The sequence below is a fragment of the Nocardioides montaniterrae genome, from assembly GCF_054782655.1.
Genome location: NZ_BAAGSB010000013.1, coordinates 13616 through 36127, shown reverse-complemented (window position 1 = coordinate 36127; position 22512 = coordinate 13616). Strand labels below are relative to the sequence as shown.

Genomic DNA, 22512 nt, shown 5'->3' with positions numbered 1-22512 from the left:
TGCCTGGGAAGTGCAGGTTCGGCTGCATCCCTTGGGAAACCTGCAGGCGGCGCGGGTCAGTCCTTGGCCCAGCAGATCCCGTAGGTCTGGCCGTTGGCCCAGTCGGCGGCAGTGGGGAACTCGTAGCCGTAGTCGAACTGCAGCGGGTTGCTCGCCCCGGCCGCGGCGGCCTCCTCACAGCGGGATCCGTCGGCGGCACGCGCCTTCTTCACGCCGGGATACGCGCCCTGGCGCATCGGCACGATCGAGACCGCGCGCCACGAGTGGCGGGCCGAGCAGAGCACCCGGTGGAAGTTCCTGGCCGTGGGCGCGGCGGTCCCGCACATCCCGACGTCGCTGCGTCCGTGAACGCCCCGCAGCACGCCCTTGAGGCTGCCGGTGCGCGCCGCGAGGGACCTGGTCGAGGCGACCACGACGACGTCGCAGCGGAACCAGTCGGCGCCCTTGTCCGACTGCGCGACGGTCGGGGTGAACCACACCGGCCGCACCATGCTCAGCCGGGCCCGGTCCGGCGTACCTCCGAGGAAGCGGTCGAGGCCCTTGCGGCAGGCGGCCGGCACCTGCTGCTGCACACGGGCGGAGTCGACGCCGAGCAGGTGGCCGTCCACGACGGTGTCGAGGGTGCCGACGTCATAGGTCTCGGTGGTGTGCTTCGCGGAGCAGGCCTGCGCCTTCGCCCCGCTGGTCCAGCCCAGGGTCTGCTTGAGCGTCATGTCGTAGCAGCGACCGGTGCTCGGTGCCGCGGGCGGCGGGGGAGCGGCGGCCGGCTTCGTCGGTTCCGGCGGCGGCGCCGTCGGCGAGCTGCCGCACCCGGCGAGCAGGAGTACGCCGGCGAGGCCGGCCAGCAGCACGCGGAGCCGGTCAGCCATGCGTGTGGGCCCAGCAGACCGATCGGCGGTTCCCCATCTCCCACTCGGCCTCGTGGAAGAAGGTGTATCCCCACGCGTAGGTGGCGGGGTAGTTCAGCCAGGCCTTGACCGAGCTGGAGCAGAACGAGTTGCTGCGCGACTCCGCGACGGCGTCGCCCGGGTAGGGGTCGCCGGGCTCGCCGAGCTTGATCGTGGTGACGGCGCGCCAGTCGTGGGGCTGGCTGCAGGCAACCTTGGCCGAGCTGGGGAACTCCGCACCGGCGGCGCAGGCCAGCCAGTGGTCGTCGGGCCGCCCGCTGAGCATCCCCTTCGCCTTGGTCGGCAGCCGGCGGTAGGTCGTGCTGTCGTCGTTGCCGCCCACCACGTCGCAGCGGTACCAGCGCGCGCCCTTGTCCCAGGCCTCCTTCGAGGGCCGGAACCAGACCCAGCTGATGGTGGTGCGGAGCACCAGGCTCTCGTCGGCGCCGACGTACGTCGAGAACTTCGAGGAGCAGGTCCGGTAGGCCCAGCTGTCCAGCTCGGGGTCGTCGTAGGACGCGCTCTTGAAGGTCGCCGGGAGCTCACCGACGGCGTACGTCTGCGCCGTGTGCTTGGCCGAGCAGTCCACGGTCCGCGTGGCGTTGACGTGCAACCGGGCGTCGGCGACGGTCAGCAGCCGGCAGGCACCGTCCGCGGGGGCCGCGACGGAGTCGACCTGGTCGGGATCGCTGTTGGAGCCCTGGTCCTCCGAGCCGCAGCCGGTCAGGAGCGGTGCGAGCAGCAGGGTGAGGCACGCGACGGTGCTGCGCAGCCGCAACGCTGCCCCCTTCAATCGATCGTCAGCAGTGCCGCGATGGTAGCGCCCAGCTCGTACGCCGCCTCCTGCGCGGCGTCGTCGACCTCGCCAAGCACCCCGAGGACGTCGTACCCCTGCCTCCACCCGAGGGCGCCCACGATCGACTGCACCGACCGCGTCGCCCCGGTCAGGTCGTAGCGCCCGTGCAGCCACAGCCCGTAGGGCCGTCCCGCGGTCGCTCCCGCCTCCTCCGCGGGAGCGCCGGTCGGGTCGAGCGCACCACCCACCGCGAGGAACGTGGAGTCGAAGAAGTGCTTGAGCGCCCCGCTCATGTAGCCGAAGTTCGCGGTGGTGCCGAGGACGTACCCGTCGGCCTCCAGCACGTCGGACGCCGTGGCCTCCAGGGCAGGACGTACGACGACCTCCACGCCGTCGATCGCCTCGTCACCCGCGCCCGCGACGATCCGGTCGAGCAGCGCCCGCATCGACCGCGAGGGGGAGTGGTGGACGACGAGAAGCCGGGCCATGCCGTTGAATCTAGTGCCAGCATGTCGCCATGAGCACCGACCCCAGCACCCCGCAGCGTCGTACGTCGCACCACCCCGCCGTCGCGGCCTACCTCGACAAACGGGCGGCGAGCTTCCAGACCCGGCTGGCGGACGCGATCACCGCGTTCGCGGGCTCGATGGCCTTCGTCTACGTCCACGTGGTCGTCTTCGCGATCTGGATGCTGCTGGTCGAGGGCAGCCCGTGGCCGACGCTGACTCTTGTCGTGTCGCTGGAGGCGATCTTCCTCTCGACGTTCGTGATGATCGGGCAGAACCGGCAGGCCGACGTCGCGCGCGCCAAGGCCGACCACGACTTCGTGGAGCAGGAGCTGGAGCTCAAGACCAACACCGAGCTCACCCGCGCGATCCACCAGCTGACCACCGAGCTGCACCGCCGGATGGTCGAGGAGCGCGGAGGGGCGGCCGGCTGACGCGAGCCTGATATCGTGGAGGAGTCATGACGCGTCTGCTTCTTCTTAGTGGCCGCAGCGAGGCCTGAACAGTCGGCTTCCTCGCTGCGGAGAGCGTGCTGCGCGCCGGCGCTACTCATTCCACACCAAGGCGAATTCCATGACGAACCTGAGCAACACCAGCAACCAGCAGAAGCCCTCGGCGATGCCCGTCGGCCGCTACCGCGCCTTCGAGCCGGTCACCGTGCCCGACCGCACGTGGCCCGACGCGAAGATCACCCACGCGCCGCGGTGGCTCTCCACCGACCTGCGTGACGGCAACCAGGCGCTCATCGACCCGATGACGCCCGCGCGCAAGCTGAAGATGTTCGACCTGCTCGTGAAGATGGGCTACAAGGAGATCGAGGTCGGCTTCCCGAGCGCGAGCCAGACCGACTTCGACTTCGTCCGCCAGCTGATCGAGGGCGACCGGATCCCCGACGACGTCCAGATCTCGGTGCTGACCCAGGCCCGCGAGGACCTGATCGAGCGCACCGTCCAGAGCCTGGTCGGCGCCCCGCGCTCCACCGTCCACCTCTACAACGCGACCGCGCCGCTGTTCCGTCGCGTCGTCTTCGGCGTCACGCCGGAGGAGTGCATCGGCATCGCCACCCGCGGCACCGAGCTGGTGATGAAGTACGCCGAGAGCCTGCTCGGCGACATCGTCGGCTCGCAGGACTTCGGCTACCAGTACAGCCCGGAGATCTTCACCCAGACGCCGACCGACTTCGCCCTCGAGGTCTGCGAGGCCGTCTCCGACGTGTGGCAGCCGGAGGCGGGTCGCGAGATCATCCTCAACCTGCCGGCGACCGTCGAGATGTCGACGCCCAACACCTACGCCGACCAGATCGAGTACTTCGGCCGCCAGCTGACCCGCCGCGACGTCAGCGCGATCTCCCTCCACCCGCACAACGACCGCGGCACCGCCGTCGCCGCGACGGAGCTGGCCCTGATGGCCGGCGCCGACCGCGTCGAGGGCTGCCTGTTCGGCCACGGCGAGCGCACCGGCAACGTCGACTTGGTGACGCTGGCGATGAACCTGTTCAGCCAGGGCATCGACCCGCAGGTGGACCTCTCCGACATCGACGAGGTACGCCGCACCGTCGAGTACTGCACCCAGCTGCCGGTCCACCCGCGTCACCCGTACGCCGGCGACCTCGTCTACACCGCGTTCTCCGGCTCCCACCAGGACGCCATCAAGAAGGGCCTGGAGGACCTCGACCGGATCGCCGCGGAGCAGGGGGTCGACGTACGCGAGATCCCGTGGGAGGCGCCGTACCTCCCGATCGACCCCAAGGACGTCGGCCGCACCTACGAGGCCGTGATCCGGGTCAACAGCCAGTCCGGCAAGGGTGGCGTCGCCTACGTCCTCAAGGCCGAGCACAGCCTGGACCTGCCGCGCCGCGCGCAGATCGAGTTCTCCCGCGTCATCCAGCAGCACACCGACGCTCAGGGCGGCGAGGTCACGCCGGAGGCGATTTGGGACATCTTCCGCACGGAGTACCTCGAGCGCGAGGAGCCCTACCGCCTGGAGTCGTTCACCTCGGTGACCAGCGAGGACGGCGACGACACCCAAGAGGTCAAGCTCGTCGTCCGCGGCGAGGAGCGCACCTTCAACGGTCTGGGCAACGGACCGGTCGCGGCGTTCGTCGACGGCATGCGCCAGGCGGGTGCGGAGATCCGGGTCCTCGACTACGCCGAGCACGCGCTGTCAGCCGGCGGCGACGCCGTCGCGGCGGCGTACGTCGAGTGCGAGGTCGCCGGTGAGATCGTGTGGGGCATCGGCATCCACCACAACATCGTCACCGCGTCCCTGCGGGCCGTGGTCTGTGCCGCCAACCGCGCGCAGGCCGTCACGATCCCGCAGTAGGGATCGACCGCCGTCGGTCAGCGGAAGACGTAGGACCGCAGCTTCGGCTCGGCCTTGAGCGACGGCGAGCCGAAGGTGTTCACGAACGGCAGCTCCGCGGAGCCGAGACCAGGCAAGATCTCGAGGACCTCGAGCCACAGCGAGAGGTCCGCGGGGTCGACGTACGGCTGGTAGAGGTGGCTGCACACGGACCGGTCGATCCGCGCCGGGTCGGCCGGTCCGCGGTGGTTGAGCGCGTCCATCGCCAGGGCATAGGCGACGGCGTCGCTGGTGCCGAGCGTGACGTGCTCGCTGATGTTCGCGGGGCAGACGTCCTGGGTGGCGACGTCGGCGATGTGGCCGTGGCCGGTCCGCAGCGCCGACGTCGCCGTCGCGGCGGGTCCGGCCGGGGTGACGACCTCGTCGGTGTGGGTCCAGATCTCCGTGTAGTCGATGCCGCGGAAGGTCTCGGTGCGGCTGTTGAGCGCCTTGATGAAGGCGGATCCGGCGCGCTGCTGCCACATCGCGGGCGGGCACGTGGTCACGCCGGTCAGGCACTGCTGCCCGAACGCGGTGCTGCCGTGGTTGGTGCCGGCGAAGCCGACCACGTCGTCGACCATCGCGCGGGTGTCGGGCCAGAACCGCAGCGCCCACCGCAGGCTCATGCCGCCCTGGCTGTGCCCGAGGATGTCGACCCGCTTGTCCGTACGGCGGTGCATCACCCGGATCGCGTGCACGATGTACTCGGCCGCCACCTGGATGTCGCCGGTGGTGTGGAACGGCACGGTCACCGCGCACCAGTAGCGGTGCTGGGCGGTGAACGCCTTCTCGTAGTTCCAGGAGTAGTTCTGGTCCGGCGTCACCGTGGTCGCCGGATTGAGCAGGACGCCCTGCTGGCGGCCCGCGGGGTTGCCCTGGCAGGTCAGGGAGGCGTTCAGCCGCGACGCGGAGACGGAGAGCTTCGGGCCCGGCCGGTCGAGGGGTGCGTACGCCGGCGTCGCCCGCGCGACCTGGGGGGCGAGCGCGAGCACCACGGCTGCGGCGGTCAGGGTGGCGAGGCGGCGTACGACCATGATGGCTTCAACTCCTGCGAGCGAGGACGGTCACGCCTGGTGCGGCTGGCGTACGGCGACCCGCAGCTGGTCGGCCGAGGTGGCGATGACGTCGGAGATCAGCTCGGTGGTGCGGGGGTCGTCGAGCGCGCCGTTGACGATGCGCAGCACGGTGTCACTGATCATCGTGACCAGGTCGTCGTGGAACGGCAGGTACCTCAGCTTGCCGGTGGCCTTGTCCTGGCGCACCAGGTCGACCACCATCGCCTCGATCTGCTCGCGGTTCTCGTCGAGCGCGGAGCGGACGTTCTCGGCGTACGTCCCGGTGCGGATGACCGCGACGACCTCGTCGAGGACGGCGATGGTGATCGGGCGCTTGATGGCGTTGACGATCGGGTCGGAGAAGTGGCGTACGACGTCGTCGGTGATCCGGTCGCCGAGCACGTTGTCGGTGCGGTCGACCATCCGCACCAGGCGAGCGACGAGGACCGCCAGCAGCACGGCCTTCCACCCGCCGACCGTCGGCACGATGAACGGGAAGATCGCCACGACCTCCCACCACTGCTTGCGCAGCAGGCGGCGGCCGGTGCGGAAGCGCAGCCAGCGCAGCAGGGTCAGGCCGAGCAGGACGCAGATGGCCAGGTCGGCGACCTTGATCCCGTGGGCGAAGTGGTGGTCCCGCGGCGGGAAGAACAGCAGCCAGGCGTTGGTGAAGACCGCGGCCCAGGACAGGACGACGACCGTCCACTCCCGGAACGATCCTCTCGGTGCGCCGCGACGGCCGGTGTCGGTCATGACCGACACAATAGGAGAGTGCCTCTCTACCGCGACGAGGCGATCGTGCTTCGCACCCACAAGCTGGGGGAGGCCGACCGCATCATCACCCTGCTCACCCGCCAGCACGGTCGCGTGCGTGCGGTGGCTCGGGGCGTGCGTCGTACGACCTCGCGGTGGGGCTCCCGGCTCGAGCCGTTCACCCATGTGGACCTCCAGCTCGCCGACGGCCGCAACCTCGACACGATCACCCAGGCCGAGACCCGGGGCGCCTTCGCGCCCGAGATCGGCTTCGACTACGACCGCTACACCGCCGGCACCGTGATGCTGGAGACCGCCGACCGCCTGGTCGCCGAGGAGCGGGAGCCCGCCGTGCAGCAGTTCCAGCTGTTGCTCGGGGCGTTGCGCGCGATGTCGTCCGGTGAGCGCGCGGCCGGGCACGTCCTCGACTCCTACCTCCTGCGGGCGCTCGCGATCGCTGGCTACGCGCCGTCCTTCGTCGACTGCGCCCACTGTGGCCGCCCGCCGGTGCTCTCCACCGGCGAGCTGGTGACGCACCGCTGGTTCAACCCGTCGATGGGCGGAGTCCTGTGCTCCACCTGCCGCATCCCCGGCTCCGCGACCCCGGCGTCCGAGACCGTCATCCTCATGGGCGGCCTGCTCGCCGGTGACTGGGCCATCGTCGAGGCCGCCGATCCCCGCCACATCCGCGAGGCCAACGGGCTGGTCGCCGCGTTCGTCCAGTGGCAGCTCGAGCGTGGCCTGCGGTCGTTGGAGTACGTCGAGCGCTGAGCCCGGGATCCGGCTGACGCTGCAGGTTTCCCAAGGGATGCAGGGAAACCTGCGCTCCCCAATGGTTGTAGAGCCTGGGGAGTACAGGTTCGGCTGCATCCCTTGGGAAACCTGCACCGGTCACGACGCCGATCAACCCGTACGGCGAGCCAAGCGGTCGAACCTGGCGCGGATCTGTGCCGGGTCCGCGTAATCCGCCCACGTGAGCCTGAGACCCGTGGCGTTCGTCGCCTCCCGGATGCGGTCCTCGCGCCGCTTCTCCTCGAACACGACCTCGCCAGGGTCCTGGCCAGGCTTGAGCAGGCGCCCGTACTTGATCTTGCCGTCGAACTCACCGAACATCCCGAACTGTTGCCACCACCAGTCGGTGATGCCGATCAGCGAGCCGTCGAGGTCGAGGACATCGTGTTGGAGGTCCGGCGCGGGTATGCCCACCCGGCTGAACCACCAGCGGCCGCGCGACTCGCCGATCGAGGCGGCACGGCCATCAGCCATCCGAACGGGGACGTGCAGATGTTGCGCGTACGGCCAGTGCTGCATCAGTCCGAACTGTCGGCCGAGCTCGTCAGCCGTGAAGGCGCCCGCCCGCAGGCCGGAGTCCATCAAGCAGAGCGCCGCCTCGTTGCGCACGCGTGACGCCGCCTCCACCACGCAGCGCTCGGGGATCAGCACTTGATGTCCGCCTGCTTCGACTACCTCTGCGTCGAGGACGAACCCCTCGTGGTGGACGACGTCGCCGTCGATCCGGCCGGGACCACCGTCGAGTCGGGTCACATGGACGCGATCGAGGTTCACTCCCCACGTGTCGATGCCGTGGGCGAGGACGCCGGAGACATGGCTCAGCGCGACCCGGCCGTGGTGCGAACGCATCACGGCGTTGGCGCGCACGCAATGCCGACCGGCATCGCCAAGGGACATCCATTCGTCCCGAAACGCATAGGCTCCGCGCCGGAACCTGAACCAGTGACCTTGGCGCGCCATCTTGGCGATGCTTCGATCGCCGTATCCGGCGCTCTTTGCTTCTTGCGTCGTGAAGAATCCGCTCTCGGCGGTGAGTACTCGAAGTGGGTCCATGCAGCGACGTTCAGCGTTGGCGCCGACATTTCACGGGTGCGGGATCGGCCGTTGTGGATGATGCGCGCGCAGTGAGGCGCTGTGGACAGGAATCGGCCGGTTGTGTGGCGCGTGGGACTGGCGTCGTGCTGCAGGTTTCCCAAGGGATGCAGGGAAGCCTGCGCTTCCCAATGGTTGTAGAGCCTGGGAGGTGCAGGTTCGGCTGCATCCCTTGGGAAACCTGCAGCACGACCACCGGCCGACCCCGCCACTAGGCTCACCCCGTGTCCCGACGTACGCCGGTCCGCCCGCCGACCCCGCACCCGAGCGGCGCCCGACCGCCGGCGATCCCCAAGGAGCTGGTGCCGCACCACGTGGCGATCGTGATGGACGGCAACGGCCGGTGGGCCAAGGAGCGGGGCCTGCCGCGCACCAAGGGCCACGAGCAGGGGGAGTCGAGCCTGTTCGACGTGGTCGAGGGTGCGATCGAGATCGGCGTGAAGGCGATCTCGGCGTACGCCTTCTCGACCGAGAACTGGAGCCGCAGCCCCGACGAGGTGAAGTTCCTGATGGGCTTCAACCGCGACGTCATCCGCCGCCGACGCGACGAGATGCACGAGCTGGGCGTCCGTGTGCGCTGGGCCGGCCGTGCCCCGCGGTTGTGGAAGTCGGTGATCAAGGAGCTCCAGGTCGCCGAGGAGCTCACCAAGGACAACAAGGTCTGCACGCTGACGATGTGCGTCAACTACGGCGGTCGCTCCGAGCTCGGCGACGCCGCCAGGCGCCTGGCCCAGGACGTCGCGAGCGGCCGGCTCAACCCGGACAAGGTCGACGACCGCACCCTGGGCCGCTACCTGTACGTCCCCGAGCTGCCCGACGCCGACCTGATCTGGCGGACCAGCGGCGAGCAGCGGCTGAGCAACTTCATGCTCTACCAGGCGGCGTACAGCGAGTTCGTCTTCTCCGACGTGCTGTGGCCCGACGTCGATCGCCGCCACCTGTGGCAGGCGATCGACGAGTACGCCCGCCGTGACCGTCGCTACGGCGGCGCGCAGCCCAACCAGGTCTGACTACTCGTTCGGCTCGCACTCCGGGGCCGGCACGTCGATGCCGTCCCGGTGGATGTGGTCCCCGTGGTGGACGATGCCGTGCTCCTCGTCGAGCTCGCGGTGCGCCCGCTCGAGCTTGGCGTTGAAGTAGCGGCGGACGGCCGGCCAGGCGAGGCCCAGCAGGATGCCGTCGAGCAGGATCATCAGGGTCACCTCGACCGCGACGTGCGCCGGGTCGGTCAGGATCGACCAGTACTCCTTGAGGAACCCTTGACCGGTGACTTCTTCCATGATGTACATGAGAATCATTCTCAAACATCGGATCGCGGGAGTCAAGCCGACGGCTAGGGTCAGCCCCGTGCTGGTGGTCAACAGGTTCCGGGTCCCGACGAGCGCGACCGACGGGGGAGACGCGCTCCGCGGCGAGCTCGAGAGCGTGCATGCCCTGCTCGCCGAGAAGCAGGGGTACGTCGACGGTGCGCTCGGTCGCAACCTCGACGAGCCGGACCTCTGGGTGCTCACGACACGCTGGGAGAACGTCGGGGCATATCGGCGGGCGCTGTCGTCGTACGACCTCAAGATGTACGGCGTGCCCGTGCTCAGCCGCGCCATCGACGAACCGGGCGCCTACGAGGTGGTCGAGCCCGGCACGGTGCTGAATGTCGCGGACAGCCGGATAACCTAGGTCGCGAACACGACACGACCTCCCGGCAGCCGGCCGCGGAGGCCAACCGAAGGATTCTCCGTGGCCAAGCCCCCGCCGTCCACCGTCGACAACGTCGTCTCCCTGGCCAAGCGCCGCGGATTCGTCTACCCCTGTGGCGAGATCTACGGCGGCACCCGCTCCGCCTGGGACTACGGCCCGCTCGGCGTGGAGCTCAAGGAGAACATCAAGCGCCAGTGGTGGCGCTCGATGGTGCAGAGCCGCGACGACGTCGTCGGCCTCGACTCCTCCATCATCCTGCCGCGCCAGACGTGGGAGGCCTCCGGCCACGTCGCGACGTTCAACGACCCGCTGACCGAGTGCCAGTCCTGCCACAAGCGCTACCGCGCCGACCACCTGCAGGAGGCGTACGCCGAGAAGAAGTCGACCCGCGACACGACGATCGACCCCGACTCCGTCCCGCTCAGCGACATCGCCTGCGCCAACTGCGGCGCCCGCGGCTCCTGGACCGAGCCCAAGCAGTTCTCCGGCATGCTCAAGACCCACCTCGGCGTCACCGAGGACGAGTCGGGCCTGCACTACCTGCGCCCCGAGACCGCGCAGGGCATCTTCCTCAACTTCGCCAACGTGGTCACCAGCCAGCGGATGAAGCCCCCGTTCGGCATCGCCCAGATGGGCAAGAGCTTCCGCAACGAGATCACCCCCGGCAACTTCATCTTCCGCACCCGCGAGTTCGAGCAGATGGAGATGGAGTTCTTCGTCAAGCCGGGTGAGGACGAGGAGTGGCACCAGTACTGGATCGACACCCGCTTCCAGTGGTACGTCGACCTCGGCATTGACCCGGAGAACCTCCGGCTCTACGAGCACGCCAAGGAGAAGCTGAGCCACTACTCCAAGCGCACCGTCGACATCGAGTACCGCTTCAACTTCGCCGGCTCCGAGTGGGGCGAGCTCGAGGGCGTGGCCAACCGCACCGACTTCGACCTCTCCACCCACGCCGAGCACTCCGGCCAGGACCTGCGCTACTTCGACCAGGCCAACAACGAGCGCTACACGCCGTACGTCATCGAGCCGGCAGCCGGCCTCTCGCGAAGCCTGATGACGTTCCTGGTCGACGCCTACGTCGAGGACGAGGCGCCCAACACCAAGGGTGGCGTCGACAAGCGGACCGTGCTGCGTCTCGACCCCCGCCTGGCGCCGGTCAAGGTCGCGGTGCTGCCGCTGAGCCGCAACGCCGACCTCTCGCCCAAGGCCAAGGACCTGGCCGCCGAGCTGCGCAGGAGCTGGAACGTCGACTTCGACGACTCCGGCGCGATCGGCCGCCGCTACCGCCGCCAGGACGAGATCGGTACGCCGTACTGCGTGACCGTCGACTTCGACACCCTCGAGGACGACGCCGTCACCGTCCGCGAGCGCGACTCGATGAGCCAGGAGCGCGTGGCGCTCGACAAGATCTCGGCCTACTTCGCCGAGCGATTCCTGGGGTGCTGACGCCATGAGCCGTCGTCCCGTCTCCCGCATCGTCGCCGCCCTCGTCGTCGCCGTGCTGGCGACGGGCGCGGCCGGCTGCGGCTCCGGACCGAGCCACAAGAAGCCCGCCGCGAGTGCCTCGCCGACGGTGCCGCCGTACCTCCCCGTCCCCGATGGGGTGGCGCTCACCGCGCCCGGCACGGCCCTCCGGGTCGGGCAGCACGCGGTGGTCGCCTGGCGGCCGCGCCAGAACTCGGTCGCCGTCCTGGACCTGCGCGTACGCCGCATCGAGCGCACCACCTACGACAGGTCCTTCCAGGGCTGGGCGGTGGGCAAGGACATGGCGGCCACCACGCCGTACTTCGCCCGGGTGACGGTCAAGAACGTCTCCGACACCGACCTCGGCGGCCTGCCGGTTCCGCTCTACGGCCAGGACGACGGCGGGCGCTTCACCTCCGCCCAGCCGTTCGCCCAGCGGACCTTCGTGCCGTGCCACCCGAGCGTGCTGCCCAAGCCGTTCGCCCCGGGCGCGATCGCCGAGCTGTGCTTCGTCTACGCGATCTCGCCCGGCCACGACCTCGCCTCGATCGCCTTCAACCTGCAGCAGGACAACACCCCGCTCAAGCCGGTGACGTGGACAGGCAAGCCGAGCGACAAGATCATCCCGCCCAAGCCGAAGCCGACCGCCAAGGCGGGCAAGAAGGCCGGCAAGAAGACCACCCAGAAGTCCGGGAAGAAGCAGTGACGCTGCGCCTCGGCTCGCTCGAGGTCGCCACGCCGGTCGTCCTCGCGCCGATGGCGGGCGTGACCAACGCGGCGTTCCGGCGGCTCTGCGCCGAGCACGGTGCGGGTCTCTACGTCTGCGAGATGATCACCTCGCGCGGGCTGGTCGAGGGCGACGAGACCACCAAGCGGATGCTCGTCTTCGACGAGCTCGAGTCGGTGCGCAGCGTGCAGCTCTACGGCACGGATCCGACGTACGTCGCCAAGGCGGTCACCATCCTCTGCGAGGAGTACGACGTCCGCCACGTCGACCTCAACTTCGGCTGCCCGGTCCCCAAGGTCACCCGCAAGGGCGGCGGCGGCGCTCTGCCGTGGAAGCGCGGCCTGCTCGGCCGGATCCTGGAGCAGGCGGTCGCCGCGGCGGCGCCGTACGACGTCCCCGTCACGATGAAGACCCGCAAGGGCATCGACGACGACCACCTGACCTACCTCGACGCCGGCCGGCTCGCGCAGGAGGCCGGTTGCGCCGCGATCGCGCTGCACGGCCGCACGGTGTCGCAGGCCTACTCCGGCAACGCCGACTGGGAGGCGATCGCCGAGCTCAAGGCGTCGGTCGACATCCCGGTGCTCGGCAACGGCGACATCTGGGAGGCCGCTGACGCGCTGCGGATGGTCGAGGAGACCGGCGTGGACGGCGTGGTCATCGGCCGCGGCTGCCTGGGGCGTCCGTGGCTGTTCGCCGACCTCGCGGCCGCCTTCAACGGCGAGCCGCAGACCGCGCTCCCGAACCTCGGCGAGGTCGCCGTGATGATGCGCCGCCACGCCGAGTTGCTCAGCGAGCACATGGGGGAGGAGCGGGGCTGCAAGGAGTTCCGCAAGCACGTCGCCTGGTACCTCAAGGGCTTCCCCGCGGGCGGCGACATGCGCCGCACCCTCGGCCTGATCGACTCGCTGGCGACCCTCGACGACCTGCTCGACAGCCTCGACCACAGCGCGCCGTTCCCGGTCTCCGAGCTCGGCGCCCCGCGCGGCCGGCAGGGCGCACCGCGCTCGAAGGTCGTGCTCCCGGAGGGCTGGCTCGACGACGCCGACGGGTCGCAGATCCACCTCACCGAGGACGTCTCCGAGACCACCGGAGGCTGAGCGGGTGAGCAGCGCCACGAGCTGAGAGCCGTGTCGCGATTCGGACACACCGCGATCGTGTGTCAATCTCGTTGATCAGTTCGGTGGGCTGACCGCCTCCCGGACGAGAAGTTCCCGGCCCGGGCGGGCCTATCCCCACCGTCCGGTCCACCGAGACAGCATCCGCGAAAGCAAAGGAATCGGCGCCGTGGCCAACAGCCACAAGCGAGACACCACGCGACGCAGGCCCCGGGCAGCGTTCATCGCAGGCCCCCTCGCAGTCCTGGCGACCGGCGTCGCCGTCGCCTTCGGAGTCCTCGGTTCGGGTGCCGGCGAGAACATCGTCGCCGTCGACCACAGCGCCGCCGACCTGAGCGCCGCCACCCGCCCGCAGACGATCTCGCGCAGTGCGCAGCGCCCCGTGGCGCGCCCGGCGCTCCGTCCGCTCGAGCAGAAGTGGACGACCGACTCCCTCAACCTGTGGACCCGCCCCCGCGGTGGCTCCAAGGTCGGCGAGATCGACGCCCGCAAGAAGATCCAGACCAGCGGCGCGATCGACGGCGACCGGATCCAGATCCTCGTCGGCGGCAACCTCGTCTGGGTCACCAAGGGCTACCTCGCCGACAAGTTGCCGGCAGCCGACCCGGCCACCATGGGCCTGGACTTCTCCCCGTGCGGCGACATGGGCGTCACCCGCGGCCTGGTGCCGGACATGATCCGTGCCTACGAGGCCGTCTGCAACGCCTTCCCCGGCCAGGTCTCGACGTACGGCGGCCTCGGCCCCCGCGAGGAGCACAACACCGGTCACGCCGTCGACGCGATGGTCTACACCGACGCGGCCCTCGGCCAGCGCATCGCCGACTTCCTGCAGGCCCACGCCGCCGAGCTCAACCTCTACGACATCATCTGGGAGCAGCACATCTGGACCCCGGTCCGTGCCTCCGAGGGCTGGCGGCTGATGCCCAACCGCGGCGGCGCCACCGCGAACCACATGGACCACGTGCACTTTGCCGTGAACTGAGCGCGAGCGCGTCGCGGCTTTGGGCGCCTTGCCTCACTTGGGTGACTCGCTCGCTCCGGGCGCTCGTTCCTCGCTTCCTCCGCTCCCTCGTCGCCCAAGCTCGGCAACCGGCGCCCGCCGCGCCGCGCTGCCGCGCCAGTTCACCGCGGTTGGCCGCCGCGGTGGTCGAGGTTCGCTGGCGGCTGGCGGCTGGCGGCCGACAGGCCGTCCGGTGGTTGAGTAGCTGCCGAGCGCTAGCGAGGCGGCGCATCGAAACCACCGCTGGCGATAGGGTCGCCGACGTGGATCCCGTGGAGCGGCTGTACGACGAGCATGCGCGCGAGCGCATCGTGCCGGAGCCGCCGAAGCGGGTCGACGCGCCGGAGCGGCTGGCCTTCGAGCGTGATCGCGCGCGGGTGGTGCACGCGGCCTCGTTCCGGCGGCTCGCGGCCAAGACCCAGGTGCTCGGGCCCGAGAGCGACGACTTCGTCCGCAACCGGCTGACGCACAGCCTCGAGGTCGCCCAGATCGCGCGCGACCTGTCGCGGGCGCTCGGCACCCACCCCGACATCGCCGAGACCGCCGCGCTCGCGCACGACCTCGGGCACCCGCCGTTCGGCCACAACGGGGAGCGCGCGCTGAACAACCTCGCCGCCGGCATCGGCGGGTTCGAGGGCAACGCCCAGACGCTGCGGCTGCTGACCCGGCTGGAGTCCAAGACTCCCTCGGCCGGTCTCAACCTCACGCGCGCGACCCTCGACGCCTGCACCAAGTACCCCTGGGCGCGCGGCGAGGGTCCGGACGCCGGCAGCTCCAAGTTCGGCGTCTACGCCGACGACCTGCCCGCCTTCACCTGGGCGCGTGAGGGTGCCCCGGTGCACGAGCAGTGCGTCGAGGCACAGGTGATGGACCTGGCCGACGACGTGGCCTACTCCGTCCACGACGTCGAGGACGGGATCGTGGCCGGCAAGATCGACCTGCTCGCGCTCGACGAGGACGCGGTGCTCGAGACCGCGATCTCCTGGTACGCCGCCGATGCCGAGGCCATGCGTGAGGCACTGGACCGGCTGCGGGGTGTCGGCAGCTGGCCTGCGTCGGCGTACGACGGCGCCCGGAGCAGCCTGGCAGCGCTCAAGAACCTCACCAGCGACCTGATCGGGCGCTTCTGCGGCGCGGTGCAGCAGGCGACGTGGGCCGAGAGCGATGGTCCGTTCGTCCGCTACGGCGCGGGCCTCGTCGTCCCTGAGCAGACCTGGGCCGAGATCACCCTGCTCAAGGGCATCGCCGCCCACTACGTCATGCAGGACCAGGCGCGGGTGACGCTGCAGGACCACCAACGCGAGCTGCTCACCGAGCTGGTCTCGACGCTCCAGGAGCGGGGGAGCGATGCCCTGGACCAGGCGTACGCCGCCGACTGGATCGCGGCTCCCGACGACGGTGGCCGGCTCCGGGTCGTGATCGACCAGGTGGCCGGGCTCACCGATGCCAGTGCGGTCAGCTGGTACCGGCGCCTCTGCCGTTGAGGCGGCCCTGGCATGCGAACGGCCGCCGACTCCCGAGGGAGTCGGCGGCCGTTCGGCGTACCGTGCGGTGGCTGCGTCAGCCGGTGACCGGGGCCCGGGTGTGGACCGGCGTCGGGGACGGAGCGTTGGTGGTCGGCGTCACGCGCTGCGTGATGTGACCGCAGGTGGCGGAGGTCAGGGTGATCTCCACCTGGCCGAGCAGGTTGATGACCAGGCCGTCGACGGTGAACGAGCCGTTCGGGTTCGAGGTCTCGCGGCGGACCGTGATGGTCGCGACGCCGGGAACCTCGACCTTGGAGTTCGGCTTGCTGGTGTCGATGTTGATCGGGAGACCGAGGACGGTCGGGTCGGCGACGCTGAGCGAGCCGGTGTAGTTGCCGTTCGTGCCGTGGCACTCGGTCGTCACCGCACCGACGTGCAGCAGGCCGGTCTTGCCGGAGAGCGCGTCGCACAGGCCGGACAGGTCGGCCGGCAGCAGGTTGCTCAGGTCGATGGCAGTGACGGCGCTGAGGTCGATGCCGGTGCCGCCGCTGACCTGGTTGAGCAGGGTGCCCAGCGCGCCGGTGTCGATCAGGCCGCCGACCTGGTTGACCGCGCCCTGGAGCTGTGTGAGGGAGACCTGCTTGAGCGCGCTGCACACGGGCGCGAGCTGGGTGCTGAGGCCGGGGATCTGGCTGAGCAGGCCGCCGCCGACGTCGAGGCTCGCGACGTCCGCCTCGGCGCTGTCGTTCTGCGCCTGGACGTTGATCACGCCGCCGCTGAGAAGCGGGTTGCTCGGAAGGCTGACCAGGGAGTCGGTGACGAGCTTGCCGTCGGTCGAGGTGACCGTGGGCGTCTTGTCGATCGGGATGAGCCCCGTCGACTGGAGGCCGAATGCCGAGGACGGGACCTCGGCCGCGCTGCTGGTGGACATGCCACCGATCAGCGCGACAGACGTGCCACCGGCGACGAGCGCGAGCGCTCCGCCGACAGCCGCGAGCTGACGCTTCAACTTCATGGGGTTCCCCTTTTCCTTCACGAGGTGCACGGTACGTGGTGTTACAGGCTTTTGCTGCGGAACTCGGGCACAATCTCGTGCCCGAAAATTAGGTGTTGGTGATGAGGACCGCTGTTCCCAGCGGTACGCCGCGCAGGCGGTCCAGCGCGTCCGCGGGCACGCGGACGCAGCCGTGGGAGACGGCCTGGCCGAAGACGGAGGGATCGGTCCACCCGTGGATCGCCACCGTGCCGGGCCCGCCACCGAAGGTGTCGAGGGTCTGGCTGTGGGCCCCGAGCGGCAGGATGACCGGCGAGTAGGACTGCGCGTCGTCGACGATCTGGCCGAGCAGGAAGGTCCGGCCGGTCGGGGTCGGGGTGGCAGGCGCGCCCACGGCGACCGACCAGGCACCGACCTGGGCACCGTTGTCGAACAGGATCAGCTGGCGGCTCGCGAGGTGCACCTGGATCTGGTATTTCGTGGTCGCGTGGTCGACCATCCCGGCCTGGACCCAGCCGGTCGAGCCGTTGGGTCGCGACGGCAGCAGCACCTGGAGCCAGCGGCCGGCGTGCGCCACGACGGGCAGCCAGGTGTCGCCACCGAACTGCTTCGGCTCGATCTTGGCGAACGCCCTGCCGCGCGGTGCAGTGAAGAGCGGGATCGGCTCCGTCGGGTGGACCACGGAGCCGTTCGGCGCCATCGACTGGTCCTTGTCGCGCGGCGCGTGCCGCAGCCGGGTGTCGGTGGTGCTCTTCGGCAGCTTGGCCAGGTTGTACGACGCCGCGACGGGCCGCTTGTCGTCGTGGGCGTGCAGCGAGCGCAGGCCGACGACCACACCCGCGCAGGCGAGCAGGGCGACGACGAGGGCGACGGGCCAGGAGGAACGACGAGGCGACAGCTCAGCCATGGTCGTGCTCCCTTCCCCCCCGGATCCAGCGGCGCAACCCTCGCGCGTCACTGTGGACAACGACGCGATGTGCGCGCCGTCACGCGCGGAGAATATCGGAATCAAGGGGTGGCACCTGCTTCCGGGCCGAAGCCGCGGATGGGCACCGCTCGCCCGCGGCGGGACCCCGCCATAGGATCGCCGCGTGGCAGGCCGAATTCGGGACGAGGACATCGCGACCGTCCGCGAGCAGGCCCGGATCGACGAGGTCGTCTCGGCGTACGTCACGCTCCGCAACGCCGGCGGCGGTTCCCAGAAGGGGCTGTGCCCCTTCCACGACGAGAAGTCGCCGTCGTTCCACATCAACACGTCCCGGAACTTCTACCACTGCTTCGGCTGCGGTGAGGGCGGCGACGTCATCAGCTTCGTGATGAAGATCGACGGGCTCTCCTTCACCGAGGCGGTCGAGCGGCTCGCCGACAAGGCGGGCATCGAGCTGCGCCGCGAGGAGGGCGACTTCAACAGCGACCGGCCGAAGGGGCCGCCGCGGCGCCGGCTGATCGAGGCGCACGCCGCCGCTCAGGAGTTCTACGCCGCCCAGCTCCGTACGCCGGACGCGATCGTCGCGCGCCGGTTCCTCGACGAGCGCGGGTTCGACCAGGCCGCGGCGCAGCTGTTCGGGATCGGCTTCGCGCCCCGTGACGGCCGCGCCCTCAACAACCACCTCCGCAGCAAGGGCTTCACCGTGGAGGAGATGACGGTCGGCGGGTTGATCGGCAACTCGGGCTACGACAAGTTCCGCTCGCGGCTGCTGTGGCCGATCCGCGAGGCGTCGGGCGAGACGATCGGCTTCGGCGCGCGCCGGCTCTTCGACGACGACCGGATCGAGGCCAAGTACCTCAACACCGCCGAGACGCCGATCTACAAGAAGAGCCACGTCCTCTACGGCATCGACCTGGCCCGCCGCGAGATGGCGCGCACCTCCCAGGTCGTGGTGGTCGAGGGCTACACCGACGTGATGGCCTGTCACCTGTCCGGCGTCGGGACGGCCGTGGCCACCTGCGGCACCGCGTTCGGCGACGACCACGCTCGCATCGTGCGGCGCTTCATCGACGACCACGACAACTCACGGGGCGAGGTCGTGTTCACCTTCGACGGCGACTCGGCCGGTCAGAAGGCCGCGCTCAAGGCGTTCCAGGGCGACCAGCGCTTCGTGGCCCAGACCTACATCGCGGTGGCCCCGGACGGCCAGGACCCCTGCGAGCTGCGGATCAAGGACGGTGACGAGGCCGTCCGCCAGCTCATCGCGGGTCGCACCCCGCTCTACCGCTTCGCGCTCGAGACCGAGATCAAGAAGTTCGACCTCGACCGCGCTGACGGTCGCATCGACGCCCTGCGCGCCGGCGCGCGGCTGGTGGCCAGCGTGCGCGACAACGCGAAGGTCGAGGCGTTCGCACGCGAGCTCGCCGCCCTCGTCGGGGTCGACCCCGACCAGGCCCGAGGCGAGGTACGCAGGGCCGCCGCTCGGGGCAAGGCAGGCGACGATCGTGGTCCAGCTCGGCAGGAGCGACGTACGCCCTCAGCGCCGGAGGCGACCGACACGCCGCCCGCCCCCAGGACCCTGCCGATGCCCGACCCGCGCGACCCGCGGCTCTCGGTCGAGCGCGAGACGCTCAAGGTGGTGCTGCAGCACCCGCTGGCGATCGGCCGCACCACCGCCCAGATCGCCCCCGAGGACTTCACCCACCCGACCTACCGCGCCGTCTGGCAGCTGGTGATGGCCGCCGGCGGTCCCGCCGCCGGCGACGGCGACCCCGGCTGGGGCGGCCGGATCCGTGAGCAGGCGACCGATCCCGTGCTCGCCGCCACCATCAGCGCGCTGGGCGTCGAGCCGCTCCCGGCGCGCGAGGCGGACTCGGCGTACGTCGCCTCCAACGTGTTCCGGCTGCTCGAGCTGAGTGCCCTGCGGCGCATCGCGGACGCCAAGTCGCGGCTCCAGCGCACCGACCCCAACAGCCCCGAGCTGATGGGGATCCTGGCGGAGGTCTCGGCCCTCGAGCAGGGCCGCCGGACCCTGCGCAACCGCATCACCGGCCTGGCCTGACCGAGCGCGCGGCCCGATTTCGGCCGCCCGGATCGGTGTTGCTAATCTTTGCGGGCACTCGACCGCGAGGTCGAGGAGCACCTTCCTCCATAGCTCAATTGGCAGAGCAGCCGACTGTTAATCGGCAGGTTATTGGTTCGAGTCCAATTGGAGGAGCCACCCGAGGCCCGGATCTCTCACGAGGTCCGGGCCTCGTGCATGTCAGCCGGACTGGCCCGATCCCTGCTGGCCCGATCCCTGCTGGCCCGACATCCCCGGGCCGGCCGGGAAGCCCCCAGGCGGCATGCCGGGGCCGAAGCGCGCGCGATCGAAGCGGGCCTGGTCGTGGTGGTCGGAGAGGAGCGCGGTCACGCCGCCGCCGGCCGATCCACCGATGATCAGGCCGGCGGCGCCGACGGCCAGGATCGAGCGGAAGCGGTAGGCACGGTCGCGCCACGTGAGCCGCGGTGCCTCCGGCGGCGCAGGTGCAGGGGCCGGTGCCGGCACCTCGTCGGCGACGGGTGCGGCGATCGGGTCCGGAGTGTTGTCATCGGTCATGCGACCGAGACTGCGCCGACCGGCTGTGCCGGCGCTGCGGCGTACCTGTGCGTCGCCTTTGAGGCTGATTCCCAGCGCATTCACAGGAACCGCACAGCAAACGACGACAGGATCTGGCACGTGAGCGACACCGGCCCGGACGGGCGTCCCCTGCGCGCGCTCGTCGTCGACGACGAGGTGAACATCGCCGAGCTGCTGGCGATGGCGCTGCGCTACGAGCGCTGGGACGTCGACACCGCCCACACCGGCGCGGCCGCCGTACGCGCCGCCAAGGCGCAGCAGCCCGACGTCGTCGTGCTCGACATGATGCTGCCCGACTTCGACGGCCTCGAGGTGCTGCGCCGGGTGCGCGCCTTCGCCCCGCACCTCCCCGTCCTCTTCCTCACCGCGCGCGATGCCGTCGAGGACCGCATCGCGGGGCTCACGGCGGGCGGCGACGACTACGTCGTCAAGCCGTTCTCGCTCGAGGAGGTCGTGGCGCGTCTGCGCGGTCTCGTACGCCGGGCAGGGCTGGCCGCCGAGGCGGCCGGTGACGTGCTCGCCGTCGGCGACCTGGTCATGGAGGAGGACAGCCGGGAGGTGACGCGAGCCGGCGACCCGATCAGCCTCACGGCAACGGAGTTCGAGCTGCTGCGCTTCCTGATGCGCAACCCCCGTCGCGTGCTGAGCAAGGCGCAGATCCTCGACCGCGTCTGGGCCTACGACTTCGGCGGCCAGGGCAACGTGGTCGAGCTCTACATCTCCTACCTGCGCAAGAAGATCGACGCCGGCCGTGAGCCGATGATCCACACCAGGCGCGGCGCCGGCTACGTCCTCAAGCCGGCTCCATGAGGCGCTTCTTCTCCACGCTGACCTCGCGCCTGGTGCTCACGGCAGTGGCCCTCGTCGCGCTGGTGTCGATCCTGATCGGCACCGTCACGACGGTCGCCATCGACCACCAGCTCAGCAACCAGCTCGACAGCGACGTGCGTGACCTGACCCACGGGCCGACGGGCGGCCCGGACACGTTCGGTCCCGGGACGCTGATCGTCTTCAAGGGCACCGCATCCGCCACCGGGGACCGTGCTGTCGTCGAGGGGCGCTACCCGGGCGACCAGGAGACCCTCGGCACGGATGCCGTTGCCGGGATCGACGCCGTACCGGACGACGGGCAGCTGCACACGGTCGACGTGCCCGACCACGGCAGCTACCGCGTCGCCGCGCAGCCGGCGACCATCCCGGACCAGACGACCGGCGGCTACCGCGCCGGCGTGATCGTGGTAGGCCTGCCGACCGCGGACGTCGACTCCACCGTCGAGAACCTGGTCTGGTGGGAGCTCGCGCTCACCCTGCTCGGCGTGGTCGCCGCAGGTCTGGTCGGCACCGCCGTCGTACGCCGCCAGCTCCGGCCCCTCCGCGAGGTCGCGAGCACCGCGCACGCGGTGGCCGAGCTGCCCCTGTCAGCGGGCGAGATCGCGATCACGGAACGGGTGCCGGGCCACCTCACCGACCCGCGCACGGAGGCGGGGCAGGTCGGCGCCGCGCTCAACACGCTGCTCGAGCACGTCGAGTCGTCCCTCGACGCCCGCCACCGCAGCGAGCAGCAGGTGCGCCAGTTCGTGGCGGACGCCTCGCACGAGCTGCGCACCCCGCTGACCACGATCGCGGGCTACACCGAGCTGGCCCGCAAGCACCCCGAGGCGGTCGACGTCGCGCTGAGCAAGGTCGACGAGGAGTCGCGGCGGATGACCGGCCTGGTCGAGGACCTGCTGCTGCTGGCCCGCCTCGACGCCGGCCGGCCGCTCGAGCAGGGCCGGGTGGATCTCGCACGGCTGGTGACCGACGCGGTCGACGACGCCCGTGTCGTCGGCCCCGGCCACCAGTGGAGCGTCGAGCTGCCCGACCAGCCGGCCCTCGTCAACGGCGATGCCGGGCGCCTCCACCAGGTCGTCACCAACCTGCTCACCAACGCCCGCAAGCACACGCCACCGGGCACGTCGGTCGTCGCCCGCGTGACCCCTTCCGGGTTCGAGGTGCGGGACCACGGCCCGGGCCTCCCGCCGGAGCTGGCCGCGGTCGCCTTCCAGCGCTTCAGCCGCGCCGACGTGGGCCGCCAACGCACCGGTGGTGCCGGGCTCGGCCTTGCGCTCGTCGACGCCATCGTGCGCGCCCACGGCGGCACCGTCCGCCTGGCCAGCGTGCCGGGCGACACCCGCTTCGAGGTCGCGCTGCCGCCGGCCGCGCCCACGGGCAGCGACACGGTCACAGCCGGCTGACAGGTCGGTCCGGGTGGTCGCACAGGCCGACCCGCGAGCGTC

Annotated in this window: 23 protein-coding genes and 1 tRNA gene; 14 read left to right on the top strand and 10 right to left on the bottom strand. The window is 70.6% G+C overall.

Going from position 1 to position 22512, the window contains the following annotated elements; all coding sequences use genetic code 11:
- Window positions 1-56: 56 nt before the first annotated feature.
- From ACYVJ3_RS15030 to ACYVJ3_RS15020, 3 genes are read right to left on the bottom strand one after another with little or no spacing between them, the layout of a single operon-like run.
- Window positions 57-869, bottom strand: coding sequence for a septum formation family protein (locus ACYVJ3_RS15030; protein ID WP_460853869.1), 813 nt, complete (start codon window positions 867-869; stop codon window positions 57-59).
- On the bottom strand, window positions 862-1665 hold the full coding sequence (locus ACYVJ3_RS15025) for a septum formation family protein (RefSeq protein WP_460853868.1): 804 nt from the start codon (window positions 1663-1665) through the stop codon (window positions 862-864). The genes ACYVJ3_RS15030 and ACYVJ3_RS15025 overlap by 8 nt, the downstream gene beginning before the upstream one ends.
- An 11-nt stretch (window positions 1666-1676) precedes the next feature.
- Window positions 1677-2171, bottom strand: coding sequence for a flavodoxin family protein (locus ACYVJ3_RS15020; protein ID WP_460853867.1), 495 nt, complete (start codon window positions 2169-2171; stop codon window positions 1677-1679).
- Window positions 2172-2200: 29 nt separating this feature from the next.
- Between ACYVJ3_RS15020 and ACYVJ3_RS15015 the strand changes: the two genes are divergently transcribed.
- Window positions 2201-2623: a DUF1003 domain-containing protein gene (locus ACYVJ3_RS15015; protein WP_460853866.1), complete on the top strand. Its 423-nt coding sequence runs from the start codon at window positions 2201-2203 to the stop codon at window positions 2621-2623.
- A 139-nt stretch (window positions 2624-2762) separates the two neighbouring features.
- Window positions 2763-4511, top strand: coding sequence for a 2-isopropylmalate synthase (gene leuA / locus ACYVJ3_RS15010; protein ID WP_460853865.1), 1749 nt, complete (start codon window positions 2763-2765; stop codon window positions 4509-4511).
- 17 nt (window positions 4512-4528) lie between these two features.
- Here leuA and ACYVJ3_RS15005 read toward each other — a convergent pair whose 3' ends face one another.
- Both ACYVJ3_RS15005 and ACYVJ3_RS15000 read right to left on the bottom strand, forming a co-directional pair.
- On the bottom strand, window positions 4529-5563 hold the full coding sequence (locus ACYVJ3_RS15005; RefSeq protein WP_460853864.1) for a lipase family alpha/beta hydrolase: 1035 nt from the start codon (window positions 5561-5563) through the stop codon (window positions 4529-4531).
- Between the two features lie 30 nt (window positions 5564-5593).
- A complete protein-coding gene (locus ACYVJ3_RS15000; RefSeq protein ID WP_460853863.1) occupies window positions 5594-6337 on the bottom strand; it encodes a hypothetical protein in 744 nt (247 codons plus the stop codon).
- An 18-nt stretch (window positions 6338-6355) separates the two neighbouring features.
- Between ACYVJ3_RS15000 and recO the strand changes: the two genes are divergently transcribed.
- On the top strand, window positions 6356-7108 hold the full coding sequence (gene recO / locus ACYVJ3_RS14995) for a DNA repair protein RecO (protein ID WP_460853862.1): 753 nt from the start codon (window positions 6356-6358) through the stop codon (window positions 7106-7108).
- Window positions 7109-7240: 132 nt separating this feature from the next.
- On the opposite strand, the gene ACYVJ3_RS14990 is transcribed toward recO, so the two are convergent.
- Window positions 7241-8182: a type IV toxin-antitoxin system AbiEi family antitoxin domain-containing protein gene (locus ACYVJ3_RS14990; protein WP_460853861.1), complete on the bottom strand. Its 942-nt coding sequence runs from the start codon at window positions 8180-8182 to the stop codon at window positions 7241-7243.
- Window positions 8183-8445: 263 nt separating this feature from the next.
- Here ACYVJ3_RS14990 and ACYVJ3_RS14985 point away from each other — a divergent pair, with 263 nt between their 5' ends.
- Window positions 8446-9231 carry an isoprenyl transferase gene (locus ACYVJ3_RS14985; protein ID WP_460853860.1) on the top strand — a complete coding sequence of 262 codons (786 nt, stop codon included), beginning with the start codon at window positions 8446-8448 and terminating at the stop codon, window positions 9229-9231.
- Here ACYVJ3_RS14985 and ACYVJ3_RS14980 read toward each other — a convergent pair whose 3' ends face one another.
- A complete protein-coding gene (locus ACYVJ3_RS14980) occupies window positions 9232-9510 on the bottom strand; it encodes a hypothetical protein (RefSeq protein WP_460853859.1) in 279 nt (92 codons plus the stop codon). It abuts the gene before it with no gap.
- Between ACYVJ3_RS14980 and ACYVJ3_RS14975 the strand changes: the two genes are divergently transcribed.
- The 6 genes from ACYVJ3_RS14975 to ACYVJ3_RS14950 all read left to right on the top strand — a co-directional run bounded on the left by ACYVJ3_RS14975 (window position 9509) and on the right by ACYVJ3_RS14950 (window position 15712).
- Window positions 9509-9895 carry an antibiotic biosynthesis monooxygenase family protein gene (locus tag ACYVJ3_RS14975; protein ID WP_460853858.1) on the top strand — a complete coding sequence of 129 codons (387 nt, stop codon included), beginning with the start codon at window positions 9509-9511 and terminating at the stop codon, window positions 9893-9895. The genes ACYVJ3_RS14980 and ACYVJ3_RS14975 overlap by 2 nt on opposite strands.
- A 60-nt stretch (window positions 9896-9955) precedes the next feature.
- Window positions 9956-11365: a glycine--tRNA ligase gene (locus ACYVJ3_RS14970; RefSeq protein ID WP_460853857.1), complete on the top strand. Its 1410-nt coding sequence runs from the start codon at window positions 9956-9958 to the stop codon at window positions 11363-11365.
- Between the two features lie 4 nt (window positions 11366-11369).
- Complete coding sequence (locus ACYVJ3_RS14965; protein ID WP_460853856.1) at window positions 11370-12089, top strand: hypothetical protein; 720 nt, start codon at window positions 11370-11372, stop codon at window positions 12087-12089.
- Complete coding sequence (gene dusB / locus ACYVJ3_RS14960; protein WP_460853855.1) at window positions 12086-13210, top strand: tRNA dihydrouridine synthase DusB; 1125 nt, start codon at window positions 12086-12088, stop codon at window positions 13208-13210. The genes ACYVJ3_RS14965 and dusB overlap by 4 nt, the downstream gene beginning before the upstream one ends.
- Window positions 13211-13397: 187 nt before the next feature.
- Window positions 13398-14210, top strand: a complete 813-nt coding sequence (locus tag ACYVJ3_RS14955; RefSeq protein WP_460853854.1) for a hypothetical protein — start codon at window positions 13398-13400, stop codon at window positions 14208-14210.
- 281 nt (window positions 14211-14491) lie between these two features.
- The gene (locus ACYVJ3_RS14950; RefSeq protein WP_460853853.1) at window positions 14492-15712 is read left to right on the top strand and encodes a deoxyguanosinetriphosphate triphosphohydrolase; all 1221 of its coding nucleotides are present in this window, start codon (window positions 14492-14494) and stop codon (window positions 15710-15712) included.
- 76 nt (window positions 15713-15788) lie between these two features.
- On the opposite strand, the gene ACYVJ3_RS14945 is transcribed toward ACYVJ3_RS14950, so the two are convergent.
- Both ACYVJ3_RS14945 and ACYVJ3_RS14940 read right to left on the bottom strand, forming a co-directional pair.
- Window positions 15789-16709, bottom strand: a complete 921-nt coding sequence (locus tag ACYVJ3_RS14945; RefSeq protein ID WP_460853852.1) for a choice-of-anchor P family protein — start codon at window positions 16707-16709, stop codon at window positions 15789-15791.
- Between the two features lie 88 nt (window positions 16710-16797).
- The gene (locus ACYVJ3_RS14940; RefSeq protein WP_460853851.1) at window positions 16798-17595 is read right to left on the bottom strand and encodes a L,D-transpeptidase; all 798 of its coding nucleotides are present in this window, start codon (window positions 17593-17595) and stop codon (window positions 16798-16800) included.
- A gap of 184 nt (window positions 17596-17779) precedes the next feature.
- On the opposite strand from ACYVJ3_RS14940, the gene dnaG reads away from it, so the two are divergent.
- Together dnaG and ACYVJ3_RS14930 are read left to right on the top strand one after the other, a co-directional pair.
- Window positions 17780-19678 (top strand): DNA primase, encoded by a 1899-nt coding sequence (dnaG, locus tag ACYVJ3_RS14935; protein WP_460853850.1) that lies wholly within the window; start codon window positions 17780-17782, stop codon window positions 19676-19678.
- Between the two features lie 83 nt (window positions 19679-19761).
- Window positions 19762-19837, top strand: a tRNA-Asn gene (locus tag ACYVJ3_RS14930).
- 42 nt (window positions 19838-19879) lie between these two features.
- Here ACYVJ3_RS14930 and ACYVJ3_RS14925 read toward each other — a convergent pair.
- On the bottom strand, window positions 19880-20215 hold the full coding sequence (locus tag ACYVJ3_RS14925; RefSeq protein ID WP_460853849.1) for a hypothetical protein: 336 nt from the start codon (window positions 20213-20215) through the stop codon (window positions 19880-19882).
- A gap of 120 nt (window positions 20216-20335) precedes the next feature.
- Here ACYVJ3_RS14925 and ACYVJ3_RS14920 point away from each other — a divergent pair, with 120 nt between their 5' ends.
- A complete protein-coding gene (locus ACYVJ3_RS14920; protein ID WP_460853848.1) occupies window positions 20336-21046 on the top strand; it encodes a response regulator transcription factor in 711 nt (236 codons plus the stop codon).
- Window positions 21043-22470: a sensor histidine kinase gene (locus tag ACYVJ3_RS14915; protein WP_460853847.1), complete on the top strand. Its 1428-nt coding sequence runs from the start codon at window positions 21043-21045 to the stop codon at window positions 22468-22470. The genes ACYVJ3_RS14920 and ACYVJ3_RS14915 overlap by 4 nt, the downstream gene beginning before the upstream one ends.
- The last annotated feature ends 42 nt before the right edge of the window (window positions 22471-22512 follow it).